Source organism: Saonia sp. (assembly GCF_056326165.1).
This window is the reverse complement of record NZ_JBWFBN010000011.1, coordinates 92,096-108,825: the sequence shown is the minus strand read 5'-3', so window position 1 is coordinate 108,825 and position 16,730 is coordinate 92,096. Positions and strand designations below refer to the sequence as shown.

At 35.4% G+C, this 16,730-nt stretch carries 16 protein-coding genes; 5 read left to right on the top strand and 11 right to left on the bottom strand.

Annotation, left to right across the window (positions count from 1 at the left end):
• Positions 1-91: 91 nt before the first annotated feature.
• The 5 genes from AC000W_RS11180 to AC000W_RS11160 form a co-directional block, all read right to left on the bottom strand.
• Positions 92-370, bottom strand: a complete 279-nt coding sequence (locus AC000W_RS11180) for a DUF1272 domain-containing protein (protein WP_474748350.1) — start codon at positions 368-370, stop codon at positions 92-94.
• Positions 371-412: 42 nt separating this feature from the next.
• Positions 413-805 (bottom strand): DUF2147 domain-containing protein, encoded by a 393-nt coding sequence (locus tag AC000W_RS11175; RefSeq protein WP_474748349.1) that lies wholly within the window; start codon positions 803-805, stop codon positions 413-415.
• Positions 806-866: 61 nt separating this feature from the next.
• The gene (locus tag AC000W_RS11170) at positions 867-1,337 is read right to left on the bottom strand and encodes a hypothetical protein (RefSeq protein ID WP_474748347.1); all 471 of its coding nucleotides are present in this window, start codon (positions 1,335-1,337) and stop codon (positions 867-869) included.
• A 71-nt stretch (positions 1,338-1,408) separates the two neighbouring features.
• Positions 1,409-1,984, bottom strand: a complete 576-nt coding sequence (locus AC000W_RS11165) for a Crp/Fnr family transcriptional regulator (protein WP_474748346.1) — start codon at positions 1,982-1,984, stop codon at positions 1,409-1,411.
• A 135-nt stretch (positions 1,985-2,119) separates the two neighbouring features.
• Positions 2,120-2,899 (bottom strand): hypothetical protein, encoded by a 780-nt coding sequence (locus tag AC000W_RS11160; protein WP_474748345.1) that lies wholly within the window; start codon positions 2,897-2,899, stop codon positions 2,120-2,122.
• Positions 2,900-3,031: 132 nt separating this feature from the next.
• Here AC000W_RS11160 and AC000W_RS11155 point away from each other — a divergent pair, with 132 nt between their 5' ends.
• On the top strand, positions 3,032-3,796 hold the full coding sequence (locus AC000W_RS11155; RefSeq protein ID WP_474748374.1) for a LexA family transcriptional regulator: 765 nt from the start codon (positions 3,032-3,034) through the stop codon (positions 3,794-3,796).
• 79 nt (positions 3,797-3,875) lie between these two features.
• Here the strand turns inward: AC000W_RS11155 and ggt are convergent, their stop codons facing one another.
• Positions 3,876-5,558, bottom strand: coding sequence for a gamma-glutamyltransferase (ggt, locus tag AC000W_RS11150; protein WP_474748343.1), 1,683 nt, complete (start codon positions 5,556-5,558; stop codon positions 3,876-3,878).
• A complete protein-coding gene (locus AC000W_RS11145; RefSeq protein WP_474748342.1) occupies positions 5,546-6,139 on the bottom strand; it encodes an acyl carrier protein phosphodiesterase in 594 nt (197 codons plus the stop codon). Before AC000W_RS11145 ends, ggt begins: the two co-directional genes overlap by 13 nt.
• Positions 6,140-6,234: 95 nt before the next feature.
• Here AC000W_RS11145 and glmM point away from each other — a divergent pair, with 95 nt between their 5' ends.
• The gene (glmM, locus tag AC000W_RS11140) at positions 6,235-7,623 is read left to right on the top strand and encodes a phosphoglucosamine mutase (protein WP_474748341.1); all 1,389 of its coding nucleotides are present in this window, start codon (positions 6,235-6,237) and stop codon (positions 7,621-7,623) included.
• Here the strand turns inward: glmM and AC000W_RS11135 are convergent.
• On the bottom strand, positions 7,620-8,510 hold the full coding sequence (locus AC000W_RS11135; RefSeq protein WP_474748339.1) for a lysophospholipid acyltransferase family protein: 891 nt from the start codon (positions 8,508-8,510) through the stop codon (positions 7,620-7,622). The genes glmM and AC000W_RS11135 overlap by 4 nt on opposite strands.
• A gap of 57 nt (positions 8,511-8,567) precedes the next feature.
• Between AC000W_RS11135 and AC000W_RS11130 the strand changes: the two genes are divergently transcribed.
• Together AC000W_RS11130 and AC000W_RS11125 are read left to right on the top strand one after the other, a co-directional pair.
• The gene (locus AC000W_RS11130) at positions 8,568-9,215 is read left to right on the top strand and encodes a rhomboid family intramembrane serine protease (RefSeq protein ID WP_474748337.1); all 648 of its coding nucleotides are present in this window, start codon (positions 8,568-8,570) and stop codon (positions 9,213-9,215) included.
• A 116-nt stretch (positions 9,216-9,331) separates the two neighbouring features.
• Positions 9,332-10,975 carry an LVIVD repeat-containing protein gene (locus AC000W_RS11125; RefSeq protein WP_474748336.1) on the top strand — a complete coding sequence of 548 codons (1,644 nt, stop codon included), beginning with the start codon at positions 9,332-9,334 and terminating at the stop codon, positions 10,973-10,975.
• Positions 10,976-11,048: 73 nt separating this feature from the next.
• On the opposite strand, the gene AC000W_RS11120 is transcribed toward AC000W_RS11125, so the two are convergent.
• Positions 11,049-12,158 (bottom strand): redoxin domain-containing protein, encoded by a 1,110-nt coding sequence (locus AC000W_RS11120; RefSeq protein ID WP_474748335.1) that lies wholly within the window; start codon positions 12,156-12,158, stop codon positions 11,049-11,051.
• Between the two features lie 96 nt (positions 12,159-12,254).
• On the bottom strand, positions 12,255-12,737 hold the full coding sequence (locus tag AC000W_RS11115) for a hypothetical protein (RefSeq protein ID WP_474748333.1): 483 nt from the start codon (positions 12,735-12,737) through the stop codon (positions 12,255-12,257).
• An 88-nt stretch (positions 12,738-12,825) separates the two neighbouring features.
• Between AC000W_RS11115 and AC000W_RS11110 the strand changes: the two genes are divergently transcribed.
• A complete protein-coding gene (locus tag AC000W_RS11110; RefSeq protein WP_474748372.1) occupies positions 12,826-15,735 on the top strand; it encodes an FAD-binding and (Fe-S)-binding domain-containing protein in 2,910 nt (969 codons plus the stop codon).
• Here the strand turns inward: AC000W_RS11110 and AC000W_RS11105 are convergent.
• Entirely contained in the window at positions 15,732-16,613 is an 882-nt protein-coding gene (locus AC000W_RS11105; protein WP_474748332.1) for a UDP-2,3-diacylglucosamine diphosphatase, read from the bottom strand. The two genes, AC000W_RS11110 and AC000W_RS11105, sit on opposite strands and share 4 nt — an antisense overlap.
• Positions 16,614-16,730: the final 117 nt, after the last annotated feature.

The window sequence follows — 16,730 nt, the reverse complement described above, 5'->3', positions numbered from 1 at the left end:
ACCCAAAATTCTAACTTTTCTAAGGAATTAAGTATTATTTAGCTCTCAATTGTTGAATTATGAAGATAGATTGTAAAATTTAGTACATAATTTATCTTTTTCTTGGATCTACGTTTATATTTTCCTCTAAGAATTTATTTTTAATTACGGGTTTTAAAACTTTATCCTTTCTTGGAGGATATTTTTCTAAATAGAGCTTGGGTCTTGATGGTCTTTTTTCAAAACCACCCCCACAGTTTGGGCAAACATTTTTTAAAACGGTATCTACGCAGTTCTTACAAAAAGTGCAGTCCAATGTACATATCATGGCCTCATCACTATCGTTGGGTAACGCTTTGTCACAGTTTTCGCAGTTTAACCTTATCTCCATTGTTTCTAACAATTAGTTGTTTAATATAGCAATTTAGCTATTTTATTCTTTCCTAATCCAATATTGAGTTCTTCCAAAAAGTGAAAACCCAAGATAACCTCTTACTTTCAATTTATCATTATTTATAAGCTTTAAATAACACTTATAAGTTTCTCCATTTTCTGGGTCTAGAATAGAGCCACCATTAAACTCAGTTCCATTCTTTTTAATGTTTTCAATAATAACTAAACCAATTATTGGTTGGCCTTTTTTTGTTCCTTTACAAGTTTCACAGAGGGCATTTTTTTCTCCAACATAACTCTTAACTATTTTGGCGAAATAGAGGTTGTTTTCTTTATAAATTTCAATGACTGCTTTTTGTTCTTTGGTTTTGTCATCGTATGTTTCCCACTGTCCAATAATACTTTGTCCATTAGTTGTAATGCTTATAGTCATTAGAAAAAGTATGCATAAATATTTCATTATTATGTAATGTTTTAAATTGTTTTATAAAATATTATTGAGTGCTTTTACTTGATAAAATATTAAAAGTTAGAATTAGGAAAATTAAAGCTATAAATTCCATAAGTACTCTGCTCCAATGCCAATATTCCCAAGTTTCCAATTCAGATTTTAATTGATTGGTATTAAGAACCGCGTCATAAAATTGCTGATTGGTGTCTTTAAAATAAATGTAAAATGAGGCTATAAATAAAAAAGCAAAAAATGAGGCTATAAGAGAATATTTTAACGCTCCGGACTTCTTAAAAATGCAATACAAACTAGTAGTTATCGGTATAGCTGCAGCGAAAATAGTTAGAACCGTATAAAACCTTCCTATTGCTTGCCCAAATTGAGAGTAGTATTGGTAAAACTTAGTAGGAGACAACGTTTTCCAATATGGAACTAGCAAGCAACCTTCAGTAATTTGACTTCCTAAAAAAACAGAAAAAAATGCAATTAAAAAGAAAACTAAAATACGATTCATATATTAATCATTTGATTTTAGTCCAAATTTCAAGGTTTCTTTATGTTCTTACATTTACATATGTAAAGAAATTAGGATTCTTTGAATTTTCTTCGAATTCTGCTCAATTGAGTAGGAGAAATACCCAAATAAGAAGCTATATGGTATTGCGGAACAATTAACTCTATTGCAGGAAATTTTTCTCTCATAATTAAATATCTTTTGTCCGCATCCAATAGAGCCATTTCAATCTCCTTTTGTTCTTTCTCCAAAAAATAAAATTCTGCAATCTTTCTGCCCAGTCTTTCTAAATCATGAAATTTATCATACAGTTTTTCTACATCCTTGTAATCGGCAATAAGAATTTCACAATCAGTTAAGGCTTGTTGCGCTATTTTGTTTGGTTGTTTGGTGAGTAAGGAAGTGTATGCACCAATGATTGAGGGAGCAACAAAAAATTGCTTGTTATACTCTTTTCCTTTTTGATTCAAGAAAAAAGCTCTAACAATTCCTTCCTTTAGAAACCCTATTTGTTTGGCATACTCACCTTCTTGAGCAAAAAAATCATTTTTGCGAAGTTGCATGGGCTTAAAGCACTTTTGGAGTTCTTTAAGAGCATCTGCTTCTATAACATTAATTTTATTTATATACTCTAAGAATTCACTCATTTTTTTGGCCTTCCTGTTTTGTTTTTTTTCTTGTCTAAGGAAAAATTCAAATGATTTTGCGGACAACATAAAAATACACAAACCTTTTAATTAAGTCAGAAGCATGTTTTGTTTATGAACTGTGTTCTAAACGTTTTAGAAGTCCACTCCGCAATCACATTCAGTTATATAATCTGATTTGTAGTGATTCATGAATTTTGCAACAGCAATTAATGCCTTATCATATTTAAAGTTCAATGAAGATTTTATTAAATCTTCGTAATGTAATGGTTGTGAACCTTGTTTTGTGTGCACAATATCGTCTCGAAATTCTTTCAGTTTCCAAATTATTTGATTTGTTGGGGTTATTTTTCCAAAAAAATTTTTTCCAGTTGCCTCTTTTAAAACTTTGGTTATTTTGGTTTTGAAATCCAAAAACTCTTGTATTTGAGTTTTATCATAAAGTTCTGTTCTTTTAGAGACTTCAACTACATATACAAAGTCATCTCGAATCAGTTGATTAACATAAGATTCAATTGCCGTAAATAGGAATATAATAAATGCACTCGTTATACCGTAGAAATTATATATTTCATTAAGAGCTGGTTCGGTAAGTGGCTCGTCTAAATCTAGTTTGTTGAGTAAAATTACTTTTCGTTCTTTGATTGTTTTTAGACTAGTTTGAGCGTTATTGAAATATATAAGAGTTAGGTCTGGAACTGGAAAAACGTAACTCCTACCATTAACCTTATGTATAAACCCCCCAATTATTAAATCATCTTTAGTTTGAAGAAATGCGATGAGATTTTTTTTCCCTGCTAATTTCTTCTCGTTCGATTTTCCATCTGATAAGTTAATTAATTCAGCTTTATTGTGGTTAAACTTTACATTTTCTTTTTTCTCCTGAATTAAGAATCTCTTTTTAATGTGCTTCATTCATTTTTTAATTGTTCTACGATTTATTAATGTAGCGGCTATATTTCTTATATAAAACTACATAAAAATAAGTGTAAAAAGGAATTTTTCCATTTTTTATTTGGAATTATTCCATAATGTGTATATTTGAGGGTGGAGAACGAACTTACCATAAAACGTTTTATAGAAATACGCAGAGAACTTGGGTACACTCAGGCTGAGTTTGCAGCGCTTTTGTGTATTAAAAATACCACCGCAGATATTGAGCGCGGTAAGACCAAATTGTCTGGTAAATTAGTGGCGGAGCTTTTACAGCGCTTTAAGATAAACCCTATGTGGCTCTATGGAAACAGTGAGCAACAGTATTTGGAAACATCTAAAACCAGCGTTATTCCTAAAGTAGTTACTGTAGATACCAGTGATAATGAAAATATGGTTTTGGTGAATGCCAAAGCTGCTGCTGGGTATCCCCAAAACATACAGGACACCAGCTGGTACAAACAATTACCTGCCTTTGACCTTCCTATTCCAGAATTTAGAAACGCCACCTATAGAGGTTTTCAGGTAGAAGGGGACAGTATGCTACCCAATCTTAAACCAGGGGAGTGGGTATTAGCAAAGGCTGTTGATGATTTGGACGAAGTAAGTCCCAATAAAATTTATGTGGTAGTTTTGGAAGATGCGGTATTGGTCAAAAAAATAGAACGTTTACCAAGATCCAATGACATTACTCTAATTTCCTTGAACGAAAGCTATCCACCCTATAAAATAAAGCCTTTTCAGATTCAAGAATTATGGCAAGTAAACAGTAGAATCACTTTTGGTGTAGATGCCACAACAGAAAAAGGCCTGTTAAAGCAGTTACAAGAATCCATGGAGGATTTAAAAAAGCAATTGGGAGCTACCAGTAAAGCGTAATATTTGTTATTCCGCACCTGATGCGGAATCAATTCAATATTGTAGATTCCTGCCTTTGCAGGAATGACAATGTTTTATTTTAAAAACCTACCGCTGTATCATCACCACGCTTGTCCGCGCCACCTTCTAATTTACCGTTTGGCAATACACGAATTGCATCTACCTTACCAATAATAGGTGTGCGTTCTTCATTAATGATATAACCTTTGCCTTTTAGTTCTTCTTTAAGTTCTGGAGAAAATCCTTCAGGTTCAAAAATGACCATATCTGGTAACCATTGGTGGTGAAAACGAGGAGCATTCACGGCATCTTGCATGCTTAGGTTAAACTCATAGGTGTTAAGAATGGTCTGCGCCACAGCAGTAATTATGGTAGAACCTCCTGGGGTACCTACTACCATCCATAATTTGCCATCTTTTTCTACAATAGTGGGGGTCATGCTACTTAACATACGTTTTTCTGCTGCAATGCTATTGGCTTCGGCCCCAATAAGCCCAAACATATTGGGTACGCCTGGTTTGGCACTAAAATCATCCATTTCATTGTTAAGGAAAAAACCAAGCTCATCACAGTAAAGTTTGGAACCATAGGCTCCGTTCAGCGTTTCGGTAACCGAAACGGCGTTGCCTTCTTGGTCCACAATAGAGTAGTGAGTGGTTTCCATACTTTCTACCACCTCAATATTGCCTCTTTCCATATCCGATGATTTTGTAGCGGTATCAAAAGAGAAATTTTCCATACGTTCTTCTAAATATTTTTGGCTCAATAATACGTCCAACGGAATATCAACAAAATCTGGGTCACCTAAAAAGTAATTTCTATCAGCATACGCCCTACGAGAAGCTTCGGTAAATAACTGAATGGTCTTGGCAGAATTATGACCAAATTCTGAAACATCATAAGGTTCCATCATTTTTAGAATCTGGTTCATGGTTACACCGCCGCTACTTGGAGGGCTCATGGAAATCACTCTTAAATCTTTGTAATTAAATATGATAGGTTGTCTCCATTTGGCTTCATATTTAGCCAAATCTTCTTCAGTGACATAACCACCATGTTCTTGTATAAAAGCCGCTAGTTTTTGGGCTATTTCTCCTTTGTAAAACCCATCGTGCCCCTCTTTGGCTATGGTTTTTAATGTATTGGCCAAAGCGGGATATTTAATAGTATCCCCCGCCACAAATTTTGTGGCGAATTTGGTGCTATCACCACTGACCTCAACAATTTTTTCTCTGGCATAATCCAGTCTTCTAGCTTGGTTTTCTGTTACTACCAGCCCTTTTTCGGCAAGTTGAATCACTGGCTCCAATATATCTTTAAGCGGTAGGGCCCCAAATTTTTCGTGAATCTCTAAAAGCCCAGCAACACCACCTGGCACACCAACTGCCGTTGCACCAACAGTACTTTTACCTGGGATAACATTACCCACTGAATCCAAATACATATCCTTATGGGCAGATAAAGGTGCTTTTTCTCTATAGTCTATACTACCAACATCACCATTACTTTTTCTATATACCATAAAGCCACCACCGCCCATGCTCCCAGCAAAAGGATAGGCTATGTTCAGGGCCATTTCTGTTGCCACCATGGCATCAAAAGCATTACCGCCTTTTTTTAAAATTCCCAAGCCTATATTGGATGCTTCTTCCCTGGCAGATACCACCATAGCTTTATCGGCCACTAAGCCTGTAGGTTCAGCAGGTTGTTTTTTACAGTTGATAAATAAAAGGATGGTCAGTAAGAGAATCAGTTTTCGCATAGTGATATATATTTTTGTTTGGAAAAGATAATTAATTCTTCAAAAAAAGAGGTAAACTCAGCTTCAAATTCCGAGTAATGTTCTTCTAAATCTAGAATTGCAAAGTTCATTTTAGATTTATTCTTGGTTCTACGATTCATACCGTTCAAAACCCGTGATATACCATCCATTTTGGAATAGTTGTAAATCCAATTATCCGCAATCATGTATGGCATCATTCTCTTTACTCCGTCTGGCAGTATTTCATAATTGTCTTCAAGTAAATCATAAAAATTCTCCACAAATTCATCCAAAGGAATATCAGAATAGGTTTTCCAATTTTTTGCCAAGTAGTGGTCATAGAAAATATCTACAATTACGCCGCTGTAATGACCATAATTTTCATGAAGTCTTTTGGTACTTTTTCTTACGGTTGGGTGTTTATCTGTAAAAGTATCTATGTGCCTGTGCAGAATAATTCCCTTTTGGACTTTCTCTGGCAGATGTTTGTATTTATTGCCACGAATGCTATCCGCCATAAAGTTTCCAAGAGTAATCTCATCATCATTAAAAGAAAGATAAATATGCGCCAGGAAGTTCATTCGCGGAAATTAGGATTTCTTAAAACCGAATTTACAAAGAAGCAATTTCATTGAGAAGACATCGTTGTATATTTGCAAAAACTTTTTAACAATCTATGACACTTATAAAATCTATTTCTGGAATTCGTGGCACCATTGGTGGCCAACCTAATGACAATTTAACCCCAATTGATGCTGTAAAATTTGCTGCTGCTTATGGAACTTGGTTAAAGGAGTATTCCAAGAAAGAGAAACTTAGGGTTGTCATAGGAAGGGATGCCCGTTTGTCTGGGGAAATGATTCAGAACTTGGTAGTGTCTACTTTAGTTGGACTTGGGATAGATGTGGTGGATTTAAGCCTTTCTACAACGCCAACTGTTGAAATAGCAGTTACTTTGGAAAAAGCTGATGGAGGTATTATTCTTACTGCCAGTCATAATCCTAAACAATGGAATGCTTTAAAGCTATTGAATGAAAAGGGAGAATTTTTAGATGCTGCCCAAGGGGCCATTATTTTAGAATTGGCAGAAAAGGAAAATTTTGATTTTGCTGAAGTGAATGATTTGGGTACCATTACAAAAAATGATTCTTATATAGATATTCATATTGATGAAGTGCTGAACCTTTCTTTAGTTGATGCAGATACTATTAGGGCTGCTAAGTTTAAGGTGGTGGTAGATGGTGTTAATTCTACGGGAGGGATTGCTATACCTAAATTATTGGAAGAACTAGGAGTGGAGGTAGTTAAGTTATATTGCGACCCAACAGGACACTTTCCACATAACCCAGAACCTTTAAAAGAACATTTAGGGGATATATGTGAGTTGGTGGTTAAGGAAAAAGCAGATTTTGGTATTGTGGTAGACCCAGATGTGGACAGACTGGCTTTTATTAGTAATGACGGCGAAATGTTTGGCGAGGAATATACTTTGGTAGCCTGTGCCGATTATGTGTTGAGTAAAACAAAAGGAAATACGGTTTCTAATTTATCCTCTTCCCGTGCTTTGCGAGATATTTCCCAAAAACATGGTGGTACCTACGAAGCCGCAGCTGTAGGAGAAGTGAATGTGGTCACAAAAATGAAAGCCAATAACGCTATTATTGGTGGCGAAGGAAACGGCGGAATTATATATCCAGAAAGTCATTATGGACGAGATTCTTTAGTTGGTTCTGCTTTATTTTTAATGTTAATGGCAGAAAAAGGCGGAACTGTGGCTGAGTTACGGGCTAGTTACCCAAGTTATTTTATGAGTAAAAAGAAGATTCAGTTAACACCAGAACTAGATGTTGATGCTCTTTTGGTTGCGATGCACGATAAGTATAAAAATGAAGAAGTTTCTACCATAGATGGTGTAAAGATTGATTTTGAAGACAATTGGGTACATTTAAGAAAATCCAACACAGAGCCTATTATTCGTATTTATACTGAAGCTCCAAGTCAAACAGAAGCGGATGGTCTTGCAGACCGAATTATTGGAGAAATAAAGGAGATAGCTGGGCTTTAAAACTTAAACTCTGTTGGAACTTTGTCCCTGTGTTTCCAACGTCTGTGTGTCCATAAATAGTATTGCGGCGCTTCTTTTATTTGTTGTTCTGTAAGGCGTAGAAAGGCATCCGTAATTTCATGTTCTTTAGTCTTCTTTCCAGATGTTGTGATTGGAATAAATTCCGCATTGTAAAAACCACGCTTTACCTTAGTGACTTTTAAAAAGACTGCTGCCAAATCAAACTTTCTGGCTAGGGTTTCCACACCAGTATGGATGGGTACGGTAATACCCATAAAATCTGACCAATACTTAGTGTGCGATATTTGTGGCGATTGGTCACTTACCATGCCAAAAACCCCTTTTATTCCTTCTTTCTGATTCCTAAGAACCGTTTTTACGGTCTCTTGTTGTATAATAAGTTCTGTGTTCCATTTGCTTCTCACTTTTTTTATCAGTCTATCAAAATACTTGTTCCCCACTTTTTGATACACGGCGTATCCTTTGGCATTGGAATGAAGACTAAGACTTACATTCCATTCCCAATTGGCATAATGCGCACAGGGAATCAATATTGTTTTTTCTTTTTCAATCTCTTTTAAAACATCAATATTGACAATGTTGTACCTTTTTTTTATTTCTGAGGGAGACATGCCCATAGGCTTTATCATTTCTAGAAAAGTATCGCACAAATGCCCATAAAACTGTCGCTGTATTGTTTTTAATTCTGCCTCTGTTTTCTCTGGAAAAACCAATTTTAAATTGTTCCAAACTACTTTTTTTCTATAGCCAAAAACAGTATAGACCAAAAAGAAAATAAAGTCCGAAAAGAGATATAAAAGTTTAAAAGGTAATTTGGAAATCAACCATAAAAGTGGATATGCCAAAATGTAAATAACTAGCTGCATTCTAATAAAAAGTATGGGCAAATATAGCTATATTTGAGACCAAACCTTGAATGTATCATGAATTTGCACGCTGCCACTATTGCTATTATTGCTGCCAATGTACTTGTTTCCTTAAAAGGCTTTAACGACAATCTATTTTTTAATAGATATAAGTTTGAAATTGGCCCAATAAAAGCTGGGCAAAAGGAACGCATGGCCACATCTGGGTTTTTGCATGTGGATATGTCCCATTTGCTGTTCAACATGCTTACGCTCTATTTTTTTGCCAATGTGGTCATTAATTGGTTCGGTCCAACCAAATTTGCTATTATATATTTAGTGAGTTTGTTGGCGGGTAGCTTATTGGCACTGTTTTTCCATAAAGATGAACCCTATTATAGTGCTGTAGGAGCAAGTGGTGCGGTAACGGGAATCTTATATGCCGCAATTTTATTGCAACCAAACATGCAACTAGGTATTATGTTTATCCCAATTCCTTTACCTGCCTACGTAATTGGTATCGGTTACTTGCTTTACTCTATTTATGGAATGAAAAACAAAGTGGGAAATATTGGGCACACTGCTCATTTTGGCGGTGCTATGGGGGGCTATGTAACTACCTTGCTTTTTAAGCCAGAACTACTGGTTACAGACACTTTAATGGTTGCTTTACTTGCAGTACCTATCATCATCCTTTTTGCCTTAGAAAAAATGGGAAAAATATAATATTTCTTCAAAAACGGCTCTAGCCCACATTTTTAGACTGGTTTACAACATTTTTTTGCCCTGTACCTGGGGGCTACGTTATATTTATTGCCATATTTAATTAAACCTACTTTAAGATGAAGAAGATTTCTTTACTGCTGATGGCCGTAACAATGTTGATTATTTCCTGTTCGGATGAAACTACTATTTTTCACGATCCTTTAACCGATGAGTCTAGTGTTAGCGTAGAAGCTAGTGAACAAGTACTAGAAAATAGTATAGTTTTTGACAATGCTGGTGTAATAAGTATTTTTGAAGAAGATAAAGCTACCGGAAAATTCTCTAAAGCCGGTGAGGAAGAATTAGCTGGAGACTATCCACTTACATTGGTTGCACAAGTTGCTCCACCTTCTTTTAGTGGCGGTGAAAATCTTACAGCTACACATGTACACGTAGTAGGAAACTTTGCTTATGTTTCTTATAACACTGTAAATGCAGTTTATGCTGGGGGTCTAGATATTATAGATGTTAGTGACCCAAATAATCCAAGAGTTTCATCCAGACTTTATTATAGCAATGCAGATATAAATTCTTTAAAATATGACAACGGATATGTTTATGCCGTTGGTGGAGTAGATGCAGACTTATCAGTAAGAGCAACATCTAATTCTTTCTTAGCAAAAGTACCTGTCGTTAATGGAAGGTTCGACACTAATAATATTAGCTATGGTTTTCACCAAGGTTTTGTTAGTACAGATGTTGAAGTTACTAATAATACCGTATTGGTAACTAGTGGTAAAGATGGTTCTTTAACTGTTTATAATAAAAGTGACCTAGAAATTTTGGAAGAAATTCCATTTGCAGATTTGCGTTCAGTAGCACTAAAAGATGACAAAATTGCTGTATTAGATGGTAGCAAAGGTGTTAGTATTTTAGACCAAAGCTATGGTTTGATTAGAGAAATAGGTATTGATACTGATTTTGGTATAGCAAAGCGTACGATAGACTTTTCTGGAAATAAAATTATTGTATCTGAAGGAGCAAAAGGAGCTGGAGTATATGATTATACTACAGGGACATTTTTGGAATATGTACCTATATTGATAAATCCAGAAGGTGTTGACCAATCTGATATTGTGACCAATGCAGTAGCAGTCAACGAAAATGTGGTCTTAATGGCTAACGGAGGAGCTGGACTTTGTCTTTCTGAAGAGCAAAATGACAATACAGATTTAGTAGGTATTGTAGAACTAAATGGTTCAATCAACTTTGTGGAAACTAAAGACGATTATGTTTTTGCAGCTTCTGGTAAAGAAGGTTTGCAAATTATAAAAATGAACAAACCAAATGAAAGCTTAGAGACTAAATGTGAAGGGGCTGAAAGATATAGAGGAAGTTCTTGGCTAAATGTAAACCAGGGCGATGTATTGTCATATAGTGGTTATACTAGGCTTAATGGAATCAATATAGGAGGAAGCTTATTGTTATGTGGATCATGGACTGTAAGGAACGATGTAAACATGAACAGTGATGGACTATTTGAGATGAGTGGAACATTGGCTGTAGGTAGAAATTATAGTAGAAAGAATATTGTTATAAACCAGGGAGCTACCTTTAGAGTAGAAGGAAACCTTACAATCTACGGTGACTTAATACTGAACGATGGCGCAACCTTAGAATTTGTTGGAAGTGATTCCGTAGTTGATATTTTTGGATCGGTTCACAAAAATGGAGATGTTACCGTAACGGGAACTTTTGATGATGTAAGAAATAAGTTTTAACCAACCGCTTAATATAAAAATAAAAAAGCCCGAGACTATTTAGTTTCGGGCTTTTTGTTTATTTATGATGTTTTTACTGTAAAAGCTCAGCCATTTTTTCTTCCAAAGCTGGGCCTCGTAAATCCCTAGCAATGATTACACCGTTTTCGTCTAATATAAAAGTCGCTGGAATTGCATTGACATTATACAATGCAGCTATTTCATCAAAATAATTTACATTGGAAACATGATTCCACACCAGACCATCATCGTTAATGGCCTTAATCCAATCTTCCGCTTTTCTATCTAAGGAAACACCAAGAATGTTTAAGCCTTTTTCATGGTATTTATTATAAACATTTACAACATTTGGATTTTCTGCCCTGCATGGTTTGCACCAAGCTGCCCAAAAGTCAATAATAGTCACTTTACCCAAAACATCGTGTAACGCAAGTTTCTCACCCTCAGGGGTAGGAGCAGAGAAGTTTGGAGCTACGGCACCTATAGTGGTAGTTTCACTTTTTTTTAATTTATCCATCAGAGATTTACCAACACCTGTGGCTTTAATTTCTGGTGATAAGGCTTCATACATTTCTCTTAATTCATCTTCTGGCAAGGCTTTTGCACCTAAAGCTTTGTCTATTAATAAGGCGGTTATTAATGCATTGGGGTTGTTTTTAATAAAATCAAGTTCAAAATTCTTTGCTTCTTCCTGTAATTCAAAATACTCATCACGTAAAGAAATCATAGTGGCTGTGTCTCTGGCAGATTGAGCATTTCTCATATCGTTTTGCATAGATACCACTCTGCCAGACATTGCTCTAGAGCTTTCCAGATAATCAGCAAAAATGTCATTTTGTAAAGTCCCTTTTATTTTTGCAAATGCAATACTGTCCTTTTGCGCTTCTAATACAATCTCTCCATTTTCTAAAATAACAGGTATAAACCCTCTTAGTTTGTCAATAGCTATATAATGTACCTCTGGTGATTCTTGTATCCCTCCGGTAAACAGGAATTTTCCATTCTCTACGGTGGCAGTATCAATATCAATAGGTGGTTTGTTTCCTTCGGATTTTTTTAAATACACCATAGTGCCTTCTTCCAGCTCTCCTGTTAAAGTACCATCAATTGAAAAACCTTCAGGAGTGCTATTACATGCCATAAGCACTGTTATGGCACTAAAAAATAATACAAACTTTCTCATTATTTATTTTATTAAGATGTAAAGGTACTTATATAGGAATAATAAAAAAAGCCGTTGATAGAAGTCAACGGCTTTTTTTAAAGAGTATATATTTTGTTAAAATTGATACCGAATTCCCAAGGCTATGTCAAAATCAAATCCATCATCAAATCCATCATACCCTACAAGGCCAATTTCTGGTCTAAAATCAAGAGAAATTAACAATGGTATATCAAAATTATATTCGACTCCAATATCTCCTGCACCAAATATAAAAAGGCCATCCTCTGCAGGAGTAGAGAAATCAACATTTCCAAGTCCCCCACCAACACCATAGAACCAATTAAAGTTACCGTCTAGGGCATGTACCCATTGGTAGACTCCAGCTAGTTTAAATGCATCAAAATCACGATGGTCTCTCCATCCAAGGTCAACTTCCAATCGGTTGTAACGACCAATAGATTTTTGATACGAAATTTCCGCACCAAAACCATCACTATCTCCCATACGTAGACCTAGCGCATGGTCAGAGATTTCTTGCGCACCAACAGATGCAGCGGTTAAAAAAAGAAAGAAGGTAAATACTTTTACAATTTTCATAGTTTCTGTTTTAATTAGTAAATATCAGTATTTTGTTTTATGTCTGAGACAATAAAAACTTAAATTTGTGTCCAAAAATTGTTCCAAGTTGGATAAATATTTATTAAAAAGTTTAGAAAAGGAATTAGAAGGCGAGTTGTTGGCCGATGATTTATCCACTACATTGTATGCTACAGATGCCTCTGTGTATAGAAAAACACCTGTTGCCGTTTCTTATCCAAGGACAACAAACGACATAAAAAAACTTATACATTTTGCCAACAAACATAAGGTTGGGCTTATTCCTAGAACAGCTGGCACTTCTCTGGCAGGACAATGTGTCGGTGATGGCATTGTTGTAGACGTGTCCAAACATTTGACCAGAATCATTGATTTAGATGTAAATAAAAAGCAAGTTAAAGTTCAACCAGGAGTAATTAGGGATGAGCTAAATCAATATTTGGCCCCACATGGACTATTTTTTGGACCTAATACTTCTACATCTAATAGATGTATGATTGGGGGCATGGTTGGTAATAATTCTTCTGGAACCACATCCATTCAATATGGGGTAACAAGAGATAAGCTAGTTGCTTTAAAAACTATCTTGTCCGATGGCAGCGAGGTGGAGTTTAAATCACTATCAAAGGCTGAGTTTAATAAAAAAACGAACCTCCAATCTCTTGAAGGAACTATTTATGATAGCATACATAAAGAACTATCAAATAAAGAAATACAAAAAAATATTTTCAAAGAATTTCCCAAACCTGAAATTCATAGAAGAAATACAGGTTATGCCGTAGATGAGCTGTTAAAAAATGATATTTTTAGTGATGAAAGTGGAGAAATTAACCTTTGTGATTTACTAAGTGGTAGTGAGGGAACATTGGCTTTTTCAACTGAAATTACATTGCAATTGGATGACTTGCCCCCTAAACTTTCGGCAATGGTGGTTACCCACTATAAAACTTTAGAGGATTGTTTAAGTGATGTTGTCCCTGTGATGGAGCATAGCTTGCACACCTGTGAAATGATGGACAAGGTTATTTTGGATTGCACCAAAAATAACAGGGCTCAATTGGCTAATCGTTTTTTTGTTGAAGGTGACCCCGCTGGCTTGTTAATGTTGGAAGTGAAGGCGGATTCTGAAAAAGACTTGCAAAAACAGTTAAATGATTTATTAAAAAGCATAGGCGATTCTGGTCTTAGCTATGCAAACCCTATTCTTAAAGGCGCGGACATTAATAAGGCAATTGAACTTAGAAAAGCTGGCCTTGGTCTTTTAGGGAACATGGTAGGCGATAGAAAAGCTGTTGCTTGCATTGAGGACACGGCAGTGGCTTTAGTTGATTTGAAAGATTTTATAGGTGAGTTTTCGCAGATAATGAAAGGGTATGACCAACAAGCTGTTTATTATGCCCACGCTGGTGCTGGCGAACTGCATTTGAGGCCTATTTTAAATTTAAAGAAGAGTGATGATGTCGGCTTGTTTAGAGCTATCACTACGGATGTTGCCAAGTTGACAAAAAAGTACAGAGGTTCTTTTAGTGGAGAGCATGGAGATGGTATTGTACGAGCAGAATTTATTCCGTTAATGATAGGAGATGAGAATTATGAGCTTCTAAAACGCATTAAATCTTACTTTGATCCTAATAACATTTTTAATCCAGGAAAGATTGTGAACGCTTTTCCTATGGATGAGTCTCTTAGGTATGCAATTGATAGGGAGGAGCCCACGATTGATACTCTTATGGATTTTTCGGATAGCGAAGGAATTCTTAAAGCTGCGGAAAAATGTAATGGCAGTGGTGATTGTCGTAAGACCCACCATATGTCTGGCGCAATGTGCCCAAGTTATCATGCTACCAAGAATGAAAAGGACACAACTAGGGGTAGAGCAAATGCGTTGAGGGAATTTTTAACCACTTCCGAAAATGCAAATAAATTCAACCAACCAGAATTAAAAGAGGTGTTTGATTTATGCCTTAGTTGCAAAGCATGCTCTAGTGAATGCCCTAGCAATGTAGATGTAGCAACATTGAAGGCAGAATTTTTATATCAATATCAAGAATCAAATGGGTATTCTTTTAGAAGTAAATTGTTTGCTCATAACACCAAGATTAATAGAATAAATAGTAAAATAGCTGGGCTTGTTAATGCGGTATATAGATCAAAAGGCGTTGGTAGTTTTATAAAAAAGTCTAGCGGTGTAGCCGTTGAAAGAACCCTTCCTTTTGTTTCAAGTTTTAATTTTGATAAATACTTACAAAAATCTAATAATCAAATAAATAAAAATAACAATAAAGTAATTCTATATATTGATGAATTTACCCAGTACATGGATGTGGAATTAGGTAAAGATGCCATAGAGGTATTAGTGAAATTAGGTTACAATGTAGAGCTTTTTTATGCTGAAAGCGGTAGAACATATCTTTCCAAAGGGTTTTTAAAGCAAGCTAAAAAATTAGCTGAAAAGAATGTTGTAAAATTAAGCCAATTAGCTGACCAGGGGTATCCCATTCTTGGTTTGGAACCAAGTGCTATTTTAACTTTTAGGGATGAATACAAAAGATTGGTCGGGGATGTTGAAGTGGTAAATAAGATTGCAAAGCATTCTTTTTTAATTGAAGAATTTTTTGCTTCAGAAATAGAAAAAGGAAAGATAACATCAGATTGCTTTACGAAAGAGTCAAAAATCGTAAAAATTCACAATCACTGTCATCAAAAGGCACTGTCCAATCAAAAAGTAACTTTTGATATGCTGAATCTACCAGAGAATTACTCGGTTTCAATTATTTCTTCGGGTTGTTGTGGTATGGCAGGTTCTTTTGGGTATGAAAAGGAACATTATGAGGTAAGCATGCAGGTAGGGGAATTAAAATTGTTTCCGGCTGTACGTAAAAGTGATGAAGGTGTAGTTATAGCTGCCAATGGAACAAGTTGTAGGCATCAAATTTACGACGGGACTAAGCGTATCGCCCAACATCCTATTACAATTTTTAAAGAGGCTTTGCTTTAATCAAAAGCTGCATCACCTTCCTTTTCCTTTTCCTTTTCCTTTTCTTTTATGTTTGTGGGTTCTTTGGTGATAGCAGAAATAAGGTCCTGTATATCTAGGTTTTTTAAATCATCATCAACAAAGAAGGGAAGCAATTTGTCATGGTTGTATCTATATATTTTCCAGCGTTTAAAGGAGTATTCTAGTGCAGTTAGGTTTTCCACCCAATCACCGGAATTTAGATAGGTACAGCTGCCATTTCTGTTCTCGTAAATTTCTTTTTTTGGTTGGTGTATGTGTCCGCAAATAACATAATCATACCCATTCTCAATAGCTAAATCTGCTGCAGTTTTTTCAAAATCACTTATGTACTTTAAGGCACTTTTCACCCCGTTCTTTATTTTCTTGGACAGGGAGTACTTTTCTCTTCCCAATTTTGAGAGTGCCCAATTCACTACTCGGTTGATAAGGATTAACAAATCATATCCATATCCGCCTAGCTTAGCCAACCATTTTGCATTTTGAATGGAAACATCAAACACATCACCATGGAAGAACCATGCTCTTTTCCCATCTAGATTCATGGTAAGCTTATTGACAATTTTAAAGTTCCCCATGGATGTGTCAGTAAACTTCCTAAGCATTTCGTCATGGTTACCTGTTATGTAATATACTTCAGTACCATTAGAAGCCATCCCAATGACTTTCTTCAATGCTTTTAAATGCGAAGGAGGAAAGTAACGCTTGCTAAACTGCCAAATGTCTATTATGTCTCCATTTAATATCAATTTATTGGGCTTTATACTGTTTAGATAGGCTATGAGTTCATCTGCATGACAACCATAGGTGCCTAAATGCACATCGGATATTACGGCTACCTCTAATTTTCTTTTCCTCAACAGATATATTTTTTACAAAATAAACCTATGGGTATAAATTTATCATGAAGTTGAAATCAAATATTGATAAGCATATGGTTAAGTAATCATCATGTAGATTGATGTATGTTAAGCCAA

Coding starts and splice junctions, on each gene's coding strand:
- AC000W_RS11135 (WP_474748339.1), bottom strand. CDS start 8,510: ATGCAGCTAGTTATTTACATTTTGGCATATCCACTTTTATGGTTGATT.
- AC000W_RS11165 (WP_474748346.1), bottom strand. CDS start 1,984: ATGAGTGAATTCTTAGAGTATATAAATAAAATTAATGTTATAGAAGCA.
- AC000W_RS11130 (WP_474748337.1), top strand. CDS start 8,568: ATGAATTTGCACGCTGCCACTATTGCTATTATTGCTGCCAATGTACTT.
- AC000W_RS11170 (WP_474748347.1), bottom strand. CDS start 1,337: ATGAATCGTATTTTAGTTTTCTTTTTAATTGCATTTTTTTCTGTTTTT.
- AC000W_RS11175 (WP_474748349.1), bottom strand. CDS start 805: ATGACTATAAGCATTACAACTAATGGACAAAGTATTATTGGACAGTGG.
- glmM (WP_474748341.1), top strand. CDS start 6,235: ATGACACTTATAAAATCTATTTCTGGAATTCGTGGCACCATTGGTGGC.
- ggt (WP_474748343.1), bottom strand. CDS start 5,558: ATGCGAAAACTGATTCTCTTACTGACCATCCTTTTATTTATCAACTGT.
- AC000W_RS11115 (WP_474748333.1), bottom strand. CDS start 12,737: ATGAAAATTGTAAAAGTATTTACCTTCTTTCTTTTTTTAACCGCTGCA.
- AC000W_RS11180 (WP_474748350.1), bottom strand. CDS start 370: ATGGAGATAAGGTTAAACTGCGAAAACTGTGACAAAGCGTTACCCAAC.
- AC000W_RS11145 (WP_474748342.1), bottom strand. CDS start 6,139: ATGAACTTCCTGGCGCATATTTATCTTTCTTTTAATGATGATGAGATT.
- AC000W_RS11125 (WP_474748336.1), top strand. CDS start 9,332: ATGAAGAAGATTTCTTTACTGCTGATGGCCGTAACAATGTTGATTATT.
- AC000W_RS11160 (WP_474748345.1), bottom strand. CDS start 2,899: ATGAAGCACATTAAAAAGAGATTCTTAATTCAGGAGAAAAAAGAAAAT.
- AC000W_RS11120 (WP_474748335.1), bottom strand. CDS start 12,158: ATGAGAAAGTTTGTATTATTTTTTAGTGCCATAACAGTGCTTATGGCA.